General features: G+C 37.9%; 17 protein-coding genes. 1 reads left to right on the forward strand and 16 read right to left on the reverse strand.

What is annotated here, in order from left to right; translation table 11 throughout:
• Positions 1-17: 17 nt before the first annotated feature.
• Positions 18-797 carry a transglycosylase family protein gene (locus JEOSCH030_RS10900; RefSeq protein WP_185125057.1) on the reverse strand — a complete coding sequence of 260 codons (780 nt, stop codon included), beginning with the start codon at positions 795-797 and terminating at the stop codon, positions 18-20.
• Between the two features lie 296 nt (positions 798-1093).
• Complete coding sequence (locus JEOSCH030_RS02555; RefSeq protein ID WP_185125058.1) at positions 1094-1636, reverse strand: single-stranded DNA-binding protein; 543 nt, start codon at positions 1634-1636, stop codon at positions 1094-1096.
• Between the two features lie 188 nt (positions 1637-1824).
• Between JEOSCH030_RS02555 and JEOSCH030_RS02560 the strand changes: the two genes are divergently transcribed.
• Positions 1825-2244 carry a YwpF family protein gene (locus JEOSCH030_RS02560; protein ID WP_185125059.1) on the forward strand — a complete coding sequence of 140 codons (420 nt, stop codon included), beginning with the start codon at positions 1825-1827 and terminating at the stop codon, positions 2242-2244.
• Between the two features lie 41 nt (positions 2245-2285).
• On the opposite strand, the gene fabZ is transcribed toward JEOSCH030_RS02560, so the two are convergent.
• From fabZ to wecB, 14 genes are all read right to left on the reverse strand, one after another.
• The gene (gene fabZ / locus JEOSCH030_RS02565; protein WP_185125060.1) at positions 2286-2726 is read right to left on the reverse strand and encodes a 3-hydroxyacyl-ACP dehydratase FabZ; all 441 of its coding nucleotides are present in this window, start codon (positions 2724-2726) and stop codon (positions 2286-2288) included.
• An 8-nt stretch (positions 2727-2734) separates the two neighbouring features.
• Complete coding sequence (locus tag JEOSCH030_RS02570) at positions 2735-2923, reverse strand: DNA-directed RNA polymerase subunit beta (RefSeq protein ID WP_185125061.1); 189 nt, start codon at positions 2921-2923, stop codon at positions 2735-2737.
• Positions 2924-2935: 12 nt separating this feature from the next.
• The gene (gene murA / locus JEOSCH030_RS02575; RefSeq protein WP_185125062.1) at positions 2936-4228 is read right to left on the reverse strand and encodes a UDP-N-acetylglucosamine 1-carboxyvinyltransferase; all 1293 of its coding nucleotides are present in this window, start codon (positions 4226-4228) and stop codon (positions 2936-2938) included.
• 69 nt (positions 4229-4297) lie between these two features.
• Positions 4298-4534: a DUF1146 family protein gene (locus tag JEOSCH030_RS10835; protein WP_328794775.1), complete on the reverse strand. Its 237-nt coding sequence runs from the start codon at positions 4532-4534 to the stop codon at positions 4298-4300.
• Between the two features lie 41 nt (positions 4535-4575).
• A complete protein-coding gene (locus JEOSCH030_RS02585; protein ID WP_185125063.1) occupies positions 4576-4980 on the reverse strand; it encodes a F0F1 ATP synthase subunit epsilon in 405 nt (134 codons plus the stop codon).
• Between the two features lie 16 nt (positions 4981-4996).
• On the reverse strand, positions 4997-6412 hold the full coding sequence (gene atpD, locus JEOSCH030_RS02590; protein WP_185125064.1) for a F0F1 ATP synthase subunit beta: 1416 nt from the start codon (positions 6410-6412) through the stop codon (positions 4997-4999).
• Positions 6413-6433: 21 nt separating this feature from the next.
• Positions 6434-7309 (reverse strand): ATP synthase F1 subunit gamma, encoded by an 876-nt coding sequence (atpG, locus tag JEOSCH030_RS02595; protein WP_185125065.1) that lies wholly within the window; start codon positions 7307-7309, stop codon positions 6434-6436.
• A gap of 30 nt (positions 7310-7339) precedes the next feature.
• Positions 7340-8848: a F0F1 ATP synthase subunit alpha gene (gene atpA, locus JEOSCH030_RS02600; protein ID WP_185125066.1), complete on the reverse strand. Its 1509-nt coding sequence runs from the start codon at positions 8846-8848 to the stop codon at positions 7340-7342.
• A gap of 15 nt (positions 8849-8863) precedes the next feature.
• Positions 8864-9406 carry an ATP synthase F1 subunit delta gene (gene atpH, locus JEOSCH030_RS02605; protein WP_185125067.1) on the reverse strand — a complete coding sequence of 181 codons (543 nt, stop codon included), beginning with the start codon at positions 9404-9406 and terminating at the stop codon, positions 8864-8866.
• A complete protein-coding gene (locus JEOSCH030_RS02610) occupies positions 9406-9924 on the reverse strand; it encodes a F0F1 ATP synthase subunit B (protein ID WP_185125068.1) in 519 nt (172 codons plus the stop codon). The genes atpH and JEOSCH030_RS02610 overlap by 1 nt, the downstream gene beginning before the upstream one ends.
• 97 nt (positions 9925-10021) lie before the next feature.
• Positions 10022-10237 carry a F0F1 ATP synthase subunit C gene (atpE, locus tag JEOSCH030_RS02615; RefSeq protein ID WP_026859255.1) on the reverse strand — a complete coding sequence of 72 codons (216 nt, stop codon included), beginning with the start codon at positions 10235-10237 and terminating at the stop codon, positions 10022-10024.
• Between the two features lie 45 nt (positions 10238-10282).
• The gene (atpB, locus tag JEOSCH030_RS02620; RefSeq protein WP_185125069.1) at positions 10283-11020 is read right to left on the reverse strand and encodes a F0F1 ATP synthase subunit A; all 738 of its coding nucleotides are present in this window, start codon (positions 11018-11020) and stop codon (positions 10283-10285) included.
• Between the two features lie 4 nt (positions 11021-11024).
• Complete coding sequence (locus JEOSCH030_RS02625; protein WP_185125070.1) at positions 11025-11393, reverse strand: ATP synthase subunit I; 369 nt, start codon at positions 11391-11393, stop codon at positions 11025-11027.
• 119 nt (positions 11394-11512) lie between these two features.
• Complete coding sequence (gene wecB / locus JEOSCH030_RS02630) at positions 11513-12652, reverse strand: non-hydrolyzing UDP-N-acetylglucosamine 2-epimerase (RefSeq protein ID WP_185125071.1); 1140 nt, start codon at positions 12650-12652, stop codon at positions 11513-11515.
• Positions 12653-12667: the final 15 nt, after the last annotated feature.

A 12667-nucleotide genomic window follows, 5' to 3' on the forward strand; every position in this document is an offset into this window, starting at 1 on the left:
TGTGTCAAAAGTATTTTTTATAGTCTTGAACCACAAACAGGCCATGGTGAAGCCCCTCTTTGGTTATAAAGAATTTGTGCTCTTTGTGTTTGTTCAGCTGCAGATGCTTGAGATGCGACACCAGATCCACCTACAGATTGCCAAGTTTGTGCGTCAAACTGGTAAAGTCCGTGATATAAACCATTTGAGCTAACTGCGTTTGCGTTACCACCTGACTCACAAGCTGCCAAAGCACCCCAATTTAAACCACTGTTTGTGTTGACTGTAGTTGCGACATTTTGAGTCTGTATTTGTTCCTCTTCAACCTCTTCTACAACTTCCTCTTGTGCAACATCTTCACTTTCTTCAACTACAGGCGCTGAAGATTCTTCTTGAACAGGTGCTGCCTTAGGTGCTGAATCTGAAGAAACAATGATTTCCTTACCTACAAAAATAATATCTGAAGATAAGTTATTCCACTCTTTAAGCTCTCTGACAGAAACTTCAAATTTTGCTGCAATATCTGAAAGTGTGTCTCCAGCTTCGATTTTGTATGTATCTGTTTTTCCTGTTTTTTCTTCTTTATCTTCTTTTTTTGTTTCTTCTTTGTCTTCACCGATTTCTAGAACTTGACCAGGTACGATAACATCAGTTTTTAAATCATTATCTTTCTTAATGTCTTCAATCGATACATCATGATCTTCTGCTAATACCCATAAAGAGTCCCCAGCTTCAACTGTATATGAGGAAGCTTCTGCTGAATATGCAACTGTTGTTGATACTGCTGCTACTGCACCTAATGCTAATAATTTTTTCACGACATTACTCCTCCAAATAATTTGTTTTTCTATATGTAAATTTTTTATTAATTTTTAACGTTTTCCTTACAACGCTTTTTATTATAGAGGAAATAACTATTACATAGGTTACAGTATGAATAAAAGAAAACTTAATATTTACAATTTCATTACAAAAACATTTCTATATATTATGTTTATCTTTCAAATTAGAATAATCAGATAATAAAAAGCATATCCATAAAGCCGCAGCAGCTCTATGAGATATGCTTGTGTGAGTGAGATGAATTGTGCATCAATAAAAGGTGGGGGTAATATTAGGCTAACACTTTTTCTTTATCTTTTTTCTCAAGAGCTTCAGTAGAGACTTCTTCAACAACATTTTGTAAAATTTCTAGATGTTTTTCTTTTTCATTTGATGGCTTATTCTTGGTCACCGGTATGGTATGTACATACTGTTCACCAAGGCTTTCCTGGATGCTATAGTGACTCACTGCTTGTTCAATTAAGTGTGATGGATTTGAAATATCAGTGCTGTTTCGTATCTTCTCAGGTATATGTTTGATACTTTCTACCCAGACTTCCATACGATAGTCTTTAGAGCCATCGTGCTTAGTTAAAGAAGTCGTGGCTAATTGACCACTGACTGACAGGATGTCTCCAATATTCGCCTGTTCTAAGATGCTGGGAGTGCTTTTTCCAAAGGCTTTACAATATAAAAAATGAACTTCCTTTTCTCGTCGACTATCCTTTGGTACTCGCACTGTGGCAATTATAAATGCATTGACTGTACCTTGGCTATTTTTGGCAATAACCTTATTGCTAATGAGTTCACCGACTAACAGAACCTTATTCATCATTCAAGATCACCCCCTTCCTGCTATAAATGTATAGGGGATTTAAATTTTCTGCAAAAAGCAATAATTTCATTTTTACACAGATTAATATACAATAATTACAAAAGAATTAATAAAATAAACAAAAATAGAGATTATGATTAAAAACGACAACCAAAATAAAAAATTTGTATCAGATAAGGAGTCTTAATTTGAAATCATTTAAAGTAATCGATCTCAAAATTATTCAGGATAAAAACTTTCTTGTTCCAGAAGTATTAGATGGTGTGATTATCAATTTAGAGCATGGAGAACAGCCTTGGATTATTGAAATAGTCACTAAAAGCGATTTAGAAAGCTTATTAGAAAACTTAAAAGGTAGTGAGCTAGATATGATGGTCACTATAACTAGACCGACCAATGCTCCTGCTAAATTCTCTACTCAACTGATGGCTGTCAATAAAAATGAAGACAAACTATCTGTAATATTTAAAGGATCCATTGTCGACCATGGACCAAACTATGCAGAAAACCTTTTAGATTACCTTGTAAAACAAGGCTTACAAGGCGATGAACTTGTAAATGAATTCAACGCACGTATGGAATCTAAAGATCCTTTCGATGAGGAATAAAAAAAACGCCTATCTAATTTTTAATTAGATAGGCGTTTTTCTTAAGCGTTGTTTTTATTATCTGCAATTGCAAAAGTAATCTCACATTGACAAGCAATCTCACCGTCTACTTTAGCTACGGCAGAACCTTTACCAATTGGACCTTTGATCTTAGTAATTTCTACATATAGATCTAAGGTATCTCCAGGAGTGACTTGCTTTTTAAAGCGACATTTATCAATTCCTGCAAAAAAGGCTAATTTACCTTTGAATTCTTCTTGTTGTAAAAGTGCAACCCCACCAACCTGTGCGAGTGCTTCTACGATTAATACTCCAGGCATCACTGCGTATTCTGGAAAGTGACCTTCAAAGAATGGTTCATTACCAGATACTTGTTTAATACCTCTACAACTCTTACCTGCTTCTATTTCTACCACTCTGTCTATTAATAAAAATGGCGGGCGGTGAGGTATGATTGCTTTAATTTGATCATATGTCAACATGTCTATCGTCAACCCCTAGTTAAATTAATAATGTGTTCCCATGTCTCTATACGAAATACTCCAAAAGGATTATCAAGTATGCCATAGCCAATCATCAGTCCGAGAAAAACCAGCACGATAGCTACGTATAAAAACAATAATATTCTAACTAATAACGGGAATCTACGGTGAACGATTTTTTGATTCTGTTCTGCCATAGTGTTACCCCTTTACTTTGATGTCACCAAATGCTTCTCTGAACTACTATCATCAGTACGTTCAATATCTGCACCAAGTGCCTTTAATTTTTCATGGAATCGTACATATCCACGATCTAAATGTTTAAGTTCTGTAACAGTCGTATGACCATCAGCTGCTAACCCAGCTAAGATTAATGAAGCACCTGCTCGTAAGTCAGTCGCCTTCACTTGAGCACCATACAACTGATTACCACCGCGAATGACAGCATGATTATCTTCAACTGTAATGTTCGCATTCATAGCTGAAAATTCTCTCACATGCATAAAGCGGTTTTCAAAGATAGTTTCAGTCATGATACTAGTTCCCTCGATAGTCGTTAATAATGCCATTATTTGACTCTGCATATCCGTTGGGAAACCAGGATATGGCATTGTTTTAATATCGACTGTCTTATATGTTGATGAAGGAATCACCCTAACATCATTACCTTCTTCTTTGAAAGTAATTCCAATTTCTTCGAGCTTAGCAACAACTGCTGACAAGTGTTCAATTACCACATTTTTCAGTAAAATTTCACTTCTTGTAATTGCTGCAGCTACCATAAAAGTACCTGCTTCTATGCGGTCAGGGATTACTGAGTGCTCAACACCACTAAGTGACTCTACACCAACAATTTTAATATGTCCCGTACCTGCACCACTGACATGACCACCCATAGCATTGATATAGTTTGCTAAATCAACAATCTCAGGCTCCATTGCAGCATTCTCTATGTGAGTAACACCTTCTGCAAGACTTGCTGCCATCATCAGATTCTGAGTTGCCCCAACACTTGGGAAATCCATATGAATTTTAGTCCCTTGTAAACGACCGTCTATTTTACCTTCAATATAACCAGAAGTTTGTTGAAATGAGACACCCATTTTCTCTAGTCCTTTGATGTGCTGTTCAATTGGACGTGATCCAATTGCACAACCACCAGGTTGAGCAATATTACAATATCCATAACGACTTAAGAGCGGCCCCATTACCAACATGCTTGCACGCATTTTACTCACTAACTCATATGGGGCGATACAGTTTAACTCTCCAGAAGCATCAATTGTAACTTGATTTTTACCAAATTCAACTTTCGCTCCAAGTGTCTTATTTAATTCTGTCAATGTATCAACATCTGAAAGCTCAGGAACATTTTGAATAGTTGAAGTTCCTTTTGATGCTAACAAAGATGCTGCTAATATAGGTAACACTGCATTTTTGGCACCTTCTATTTCAACAGAGCCAGACAGCTTTTTGCCACCTTTAACAATAATCTTTTCCATTTTCTCACTCCATATTTTATCTACCATTAATGTCAATAATACGGTGTTTGGGGCGTGCTTGTAAAGCAATTAGCTAAACATTAAAGCCGTTTCCTGAGTATATCTAAAAACGTCCATAATGAAGTTGCTCAAGCCTGTTCCAATCAAGACACTGAGCAAGAGCATCATCAATCTACTACGTCCGACTTCACCTTGTCTGAAGATAAATTCTATCCTCACACCTTTTAATACCCAAAATGCTAAAAGGATACACAAAAAATGAAGAATTATATGCATTAAAGCTAATTGAGAATATCCGATATCCATTCATCCTTTCAAAGAAAAAAAGACTGGCAAGCCAGTCTTTTTTAATATTTCGATACTTCTAAACGATTAAGTGCACGTTGAAGTGCAAGTTCAGCACGATATTTATCTACACGCTCATCTTGCTTTTGTTCTAAGAGCTCACTTGCTCTTAGTCTAGCAGCTTCAGCACGCTCTGTATCAATATCCTTAGAAAATTCACCGGCTTGAACAAGTACTGTGACGAGCTCTGGACGGACTTCTGCAAATCCTTCCGTCACTGCCAAATACTCAAACTTACCATCAATTTTAGCGCGAAGGACACCTATTTTAAGTGGTGTAACAGTTGGTATATGCCCTGCCATTACACCAAGTTCACCCTGTACAGTTTGAAGTACCACAATCTCGCAGTCTTCTTCATGAAAGACAGAGCCGTTAGGAGTAACTACATCTAGTGCAATTGTTGCCATGTTTTAACCTCCCGTTTTAGACTTCCGCACCTTGTTGACGTGCTTTTTCAAGGACATCTTCGATACTGCCTACGAGACGGAATGCGTCTTCTGGAACGTGGTCATATTTACCTTCTAAGATTTCTTTGAAGTCCTGTACAGTCTGTTTTACTGGTACATAAGAACCTTTTTGACCTGTAAATTGTTCTGCAACGTGGAAATTTTGACTTAAGAAGAATTGAATTCTACGCGCACGCGCAACAGTTTTCTTATCATCTTCTGAAAGTTCATCCATACCTAGAATTGCAATTATATCCTGTAATTCAGAGTATTTTTGAAGTGTCTCTTGGACACCCCTAGCCACTTGGTAGTGTTCTTCACCAACTATACTTGGTGATAAAGCACGTGACGTTGATGCTAATGGGTCTACCGCTGGGTAAATACCCATCTCAGATAATTTACGCTCTAAGTTAGTTGTTGCATCTAAGTGAGCAAATGTTTGAGCTGGTGCTGGGTCAGTGTAGTCATCGGCAGGTACGAATACCGCTTGGATTGAAGTAACTGATCCAACATTAGTTGATGTAATACGTTCTTGAAGTTGCCCCATCTCAGTTGCAAGTGTAGGCTGGTAACCTACCGCTGAAGGCATACGCCCTAGTAAGGCAGACACTTCTGAACCTGCTTGTGTAAAGCGGAAAATGTTATCGATAAATAAGAGAACATCTTGTCCTGCTTCGTCACGGAAGTACTCAGCCATAGTCAAACCAGAAAGTGCTACACGCATACGCGCACCTGGTGGCTCGTTCATCTGACCGAACACCATAGCAGTTTTCTCAATTACTCCTGAGTCTTTCATTTCGTAGTAAAGGTCATTACCTTCACGTGTACGTTCTCCAACACCGGCGAATACAGAAATACCACCGTGCTCTTGGGCAACGTTGTTAATTAGTTCTTGAATAAGTACTGTTTTACCAACTCCGGCACCACCGAATAGACCGACTTTACCACCTTTTGTATAAGGTGCGAGTAAGTCTACTACTTTAATTCCTGTTTCAAGAATTTCTGTTGAAGTTGAAAGGTCTTCAAATTTTGGTGCGAGTCGGTGAATTGGGTCACGTCTCTCTGAAGCTGGAATTGGTTCTTCTAAATCGATGTGTTCACCTAAAACGTTAAACACACGACCAAGTGTTATCTCTCCAACTGGTACAGAAATTGGTCCACCAGTATTGACAACTTCAGCACCACGACGAAGTCCATCAGTAGAACTCATTGCAATCGTTCTGACAATATTATCTCCGCGATGAAGCGCAACCTCTAGTGTCAGAGAGATCGGTTCTGAATCGGCAACGTCAATTTGAACAGTTAGTGCGTTATTTATTTCAGGGAGTGCTCCTTCGTTGAATCTGACATCAACGACAGGTCCCATGACTTGAACTACTTGACCTAAAGCCATTATATTTCCTCCTAATCTCTTTTATTCCAGTGCAGATGCGCCGCCTACGATTTCAGTAATTTCTTGTGTAATCGCAGCTTGTCTCAAGCGGTTATACTGCAAGGTAAGATCGCCAATAAGTTCTTTGGCGTTATCAGTCGCTGCTTTCATCGCTGTCATACGTGCTGCATGTTCACTTGCTTTTGCATCAAGTAATGCACCATAAATCAAGCTCTCAGCATACTGAGGTAAGATTGTTTCTAAAATTGATTCTTTATCAGGTTCAAACTCATAGCCAGCAAGAGGTGAGTCTGTACTTGTTAACTGAACATCACTCTCTGTTAGTGGCAAGAGTTTTCTAACGGTCACATCCTGTTGCAAGATATTCACAAATTTATTGTAAATAATGTAAAGCTCATCAATCTCTTCATCGATAAAAGTATTGACTGCTTGATGTGAAATTTCTTTCACGCTTGCAAAATCTGGCTGATCCGGAAGTCCACCTCTATAGTTGCTAACGTGAAAATCACGTCCTATTAAAGTTTCGTAGCCAATTTTTCCTAGCACAAATAAATCGTACGAATCTGGATTATTATCATGACGTTCTGCAACTTTTTCTGTAATTGCTTTAACAACGTTGTTATTATAAGGACCAGCTTTACCTGTGTCACTTGAAATGATAATGTAACCCGTTCTTTTTATTGGTCTCTCTTCTAACATAGGATGTGAGCTTTCACTATCACCAGCAGCTATTGCTCTGACTGTTTCTTGAATTTTATCCATATACGGTTGGAATTTCTTCGCATTCTGTTCTGCTCGCATCAGTTTTGAGTTCGCAACCATGTGCATTGCGCCAGTTAGTTGACTCATTTTTTGAGTGGAGCCAATACGGCTTTTAATTTCTCTTAATGAAGCCATGAATTCACCACCTTAGTAATTACTTACGTCCTAGTTAGAAGGGTTGAAAAGTTTCTTGAAGCTATTAATTGCTTGATCGAAAGCATCGCCGTCAGGTAACTGTTTTGTTGCAGCAATCTGACTTAATAATTCAGGTTCATTAGACTCTAACCAGTTTAAGAATTCTGCTTCAAAACGAGTGATGTCTTCAACTGCGACATCATCAAGGTAACCATTGACTAGTGCAAACAAGATTGCAACTTGTTTTTCTACTTTAAGTGGTGCGTTTTCAGGTTGTTTTAGAACCTCAACTGTACGAGCACCACGGTCTAGTTTGGCTTTAGTCGCTTCATCTAAATCTGAACCGAATTGCGCAAAGGCTTCCAGCTCACGATAAGATGCTAAATCAAGACGTAAAGTCCCTGCAACTTTCTTCATCGCTTTAATCTGCGCTGAACCACCAACACGTGACACTGATAAACCAGCGTTAATTGCTGGTCTTACACCTGAGTTGAAAAGGTCACTTTGTAAGAAAATCTGTCCATCGGTAATGGAGATTACGTTTGTCGGTACGAAGGCACTGATATCCCCAGCTTGAGTTTCGATGAATGGAAGTGCCGTAATTGAACCGCCACCGAGTTCATCATTTAATTTTGCAGCACGCTCTAATAAACGGCTGTGTAAATAGAAGACATCCCCTGGGAAGGCTTCACGGCCTGGCGGACGACGTAATAGTAATGACAACTCACGATAAGCGGCTGCTTGTTTTGTTAAGTCATCATAAACGATTAGTACGTGTTTACCATTAAACATAAACTCTTCTGCCATAGATACACCAGCATATGGTGAAATGTATAATAGTGGCGCAGGATCTGCTGCACCTGCAGTAACTATGATTGTATAATCTAAAGCACCATTTTGACGCAGTGTTTCTACAGTTGCACGAACTGTTGATTCCTTCTGACCAATGGCTACATAAACACAAATCATGTCCTGATCTTTTTGGTTAATAATCGTATCAATTGCAACTGTCGTTTTACCTGTTTGACGGTCACCAATAATTAATTCACGTTGTCCACGACCGATTGGTACTAAAGCATCAATTGCCTTAATTCCAGTTTGTAATGGCTCATCAACACTCTTACGTGCCATAACACCTGTTGCAGGACTTTCGATAGGGCGTGTCTTACTAGTGTTGATTGGTCCTTTACCGTCGATTGGTTGACCAAGTGGGTTAACAACACGGCCGATAAGTTCTTCACCTACTGGAACTTCCATGATACGTCCAGTACGTTTTACTTCATCGCCTTCTTTAATATCATCACTTGGACCTAGAATTACAATACCAACATTATCTTCTTCAAGGTTTTGAGCAAGCCCAAGAATTCCGCTTGGAAACTCAATTAACTCTCCTGCCATCGCATCGTTCAAACCATGAGCTAGTGCAATACCGTCACCAACTTGGATAATCGTACCAACATCTGATACTTGCATATCCTTATCATAGTTTTCAATTTGACTTCTTAAGAGAGCACTTATTTCGTCAGCTTTGATTGCCATGAAAATGTCACTCCTTTAGCTATTCGTATGTTCTTTAAATTGATTTTTTATACCATCTAGCTGGCTCTTCACTGAACCATCATATACTTTTGAACCAATGAGCACGCGAACGCCACCAATTAGATCTTCATTAATCTCGTTAGTGATGAGTAATTTTTCATAGCCTGTTTTATCGATAAAAATTTGACCAAGTTGATCTAATTCTTCTGATGATAATTTATAAACAGATTCCACAGTTACTCGTGCTTGGTTATGATTTTCATCATATAGTGTAAGAAAATCTTCGTATATTTCGTCTATTAAAATAAAGCGTTTTTTGTCTGTTAGGATGCGCAATAGATTTAATAATAATCTATCGGTTCCACTAAAAGTTTTTTCAACGACTGCTTTTCTTTCTTCAAGAGGAATTTTAGAGTTTTCTATAAAATCTTCAAAGTTTTCAACTAAAGCTATTGCTTTAATCACTTCAGAGAAATCATGTCTAACGCTCTCGAGCTTTCCTTCTTTTAAAGAAACATCAAAAAGTGCACTGGCGTATTGTTGACTTGCTACTGTCATTACTTATCGCCTGCTTTCTGTAAGTACTTTTTGACAAGGTTTTTCTGATCGTCTTTATTGATCTCTTTGACAATCATCTTCTCTGCGATCAAGACTGATAGTTCAGCAACTTGATCATTGATGTCGCGAATTGCTTGTTCTTTCTCTCTTTCAATGTCGCCTTTAGCTTCTTGAATCATTTGACTCGCACGAGTTTGAGCGTCATTAATGATTGATTCTTGCTCTCTCTTCGCTTGACCTTTAGCGTTTTCCATAAGTTCTGAAATTTCACTTTGGGTCTGTTTTAACAGTGCTTCATTTTCTTCTTTAAGACGTTCAGCTTCAACTCTTCTTTGTTCTGCAGAGTCGATATCATCATGGATGATTTGTTCGCGATCGTCCATAATTTTCTTAACCGGTTTCCATACAAAGTATGATAGGACTAAAAGTAATGTTAAAAAACTGACTAAGAGGACAAGAGATGTACCAATTGCCGTACCCATCGTCTCTCCAGCAGCACCTAAAATTAATAGTTCCACCTATGTACACTCCTTTCAAAAAGTCTCTTTACTCTAGTTAAAAACATAATAAGATGGCGAAATCTTGAGAATAAGACTTCGCCTTATATAACGACTCTTAGAACGTGAACATAAGTAGGAACGCGATAACGATAGCCATGATTGGAACGGCCTCAACTACCCCGATACCAATAAACATAATTGTTTGTAATGGACCACGTGATTCTGGTTGACGTGCTACACCTTCAACAGTTTTTGAAACAACCATACCGATACCAAATGATGCGCCAAGAGCGGCTAAACCTGCTGCAATTCCAGCTGCTAGTAAGTTCATAAAATATTTCCTCCTAAGAAAGTTGAATAATTATTTTTTATTATATTAATGATCATCACTCAATTTATGAGATAGATAAACCATTGATAACATTACGAAAATAAATGCTTGAATCGCACCTATGAAAACTTTGAATCCTTGCCATACCATCATCGGTACAAAACCTCCGACGGCACCGAGAATTCCACCAGTTGTTACGAGTTGTAACAAGAGTAAAAGTAAAATTTCTCCGGCATAAACGTTACCGTAAAGACGTAAGCCAAGCGTCAAGTTGTATGTAAATTCTTCGATGATTTTAATCGGTGCTAACCACCACATAGGAGTGATGTACTGTTTTAAGTAACCACCCATACCTTGAGCTTTAACACCATAATAGTGAGTCATAACAATCATCAAACCTGCCAATGTTAAAGTGACCACAGGGTCAGCAGTCGGCGATTTAATCCACAAGGTATGCTCTGCGTCTGGTGCTACAAAACTAAATGGTATACCGATTAAGTTTCCAACAATAATAAATAAGAATAAAGTAAGCGCTAAAAAGTGGAATTGTGCACCATCTTTCCAAGCCATATTACTCTTGATGATTCCTTTGATGAAGTTCATTAGAGCTTCAACTAATACTTGTCCTTTGCCACTAGGGCGTACACTAAGTTTTCGAGTCATGAAAAATAGTGTTAAGAAGATAACCACGCAAGTGATTATAATCATCAATGAGGTCGCAAGCTCAAAAACGATTGGTACTCCAAAGAAATCAAGCGTCAGCGTTGGACTTCCATGTTCCATTTCTTCACCTCTTCCGTTTAAAAAGTTCGAGTAAAGCACGCCAAATAATCAGCAAGTAGGTAAGTAAGACTCCGACTAAGATCCCAAAAATATTAAATATTTCAGGAAATCTTACCCAGATCAGACAGAGAAGAATAACTAATAACAAGCGTGTCATCGTCCCCGTCTTAACTTTCTCACCATTTTCGTCCTGGGCTTGTCTCAGGTGATAAAACCAATTATATGACATGAACACCGAGCCAATAATCCCCAACGATAAGCCAGCAAAAAATGTGGATAAAGTAAATATATATGCAATAATACTCAAGAAAAAAAGTATTATTAAATATTTCAAAAAATGTTTGTAATAACTCTTAAAAATTTGTGAGTTCATTTGATACTCCTGTTGGCATACAATATGTTGTGAAAACTATTACATGCCCTTGTAATTTTATCGGAGTGTAATTTTTGTGTCAACAAATTCTCAAAACCTTAACAGGTTGTTCACAATTACTAATCATTTACGGAAAAACTGATAGGTTTTTCTTTACGTATGCCATAATAATACTTAATGTTTTCACAAATTCTTTTAGAAGCTTGCCCATCTCCATAAGGGTTATTAGTTTGAGCCATTGCCTGATACTTTTCATCATCCGTCAATAGTTCTTTAGCAAGCTGATAAATATTTTCTTGTTCGATACCTGCAAGTTTTAAAGTACCTGCTTTAACACCTTCTGGACGCTCAGTTGTATCACGTAAGACTAAAACCGGCTTACCAAGTGAAGGTGCTTCTTCTTGTACACCACCAGAATCCGTTAAAATCAAGTGACTTTTAGCTGCAAAGTTATGGAAGTCTAAGACATCCAAAGGCTCAATGAGCTCTACTCTGTCATGATTACCTAGGTATTGCTCTGCAATTTCTCTTACCTTAGGGTTTTTATGCATAGGATAAACAACCGTCACATTTTCAAACTCATCAACAAGTTGGCGAACTGCACCAAAGATGTTGTGCATCGGCTGACCGATATTTTCACGACGGTGCGCCGTTAAAAGAATAACTTTATTATCCTTATGTTTCTCAATAATGTCAGATTGATAATTTTCATCTACTGTGGTCTTTAAGGCATCTATTGCTGTATTTCCTGTAACAGAAATATATTTAGGGTCCTTATTTTCATCTAGTAGATTTTGACGTGCGTCTTCTGTAGGTGAGAAGTGAAGGTCTGCTAACACACCTGTCATTTGACGGTTAGCTTCCTCTGGGAACGGTGAATACTTATTGTGAGTACGTAGTCCGGCTTCAACATGGCCGATATCTACTTCGTTATAGAAGGCAGCAAGTGAACCTGCAAAAGTGGTTGTCGTATCACCATGAACCAAAATCATATCTGGTTTTACTTCTTTAATTACCGATTCTAATCCTTCAATTACACGACCAGTCACTTCAGATAAAGTTTGGCCAGCTTTCATGATATTCAAATCATAGTCTGGTGTAATGTTAAAAGTTTCTAGTACTTGGTCTAACATTTCTCTGTGTTGGGCTGTTACTACTACGACAGGTTCAATTTCTTCATCTTTTTGCATTTCGAGTACTAGGGGTGCCATCTTAATGGCTTCTGGCCTAGTACCAAAAATAGTCATTATCTTCTTCATAGCAATCTCCTATTA

It is taken from the genome of Jeotgalicoccus meleagridis, from assembly GCF_903994045.1.
Taxonomy (GTDB): domain Bacteria; phylum Bacillota; class Bacilli; order Staphylococcales; family Salinicoccaceae; genus Jeotgalicoccus; species Jeotgalicoccus meleagridis.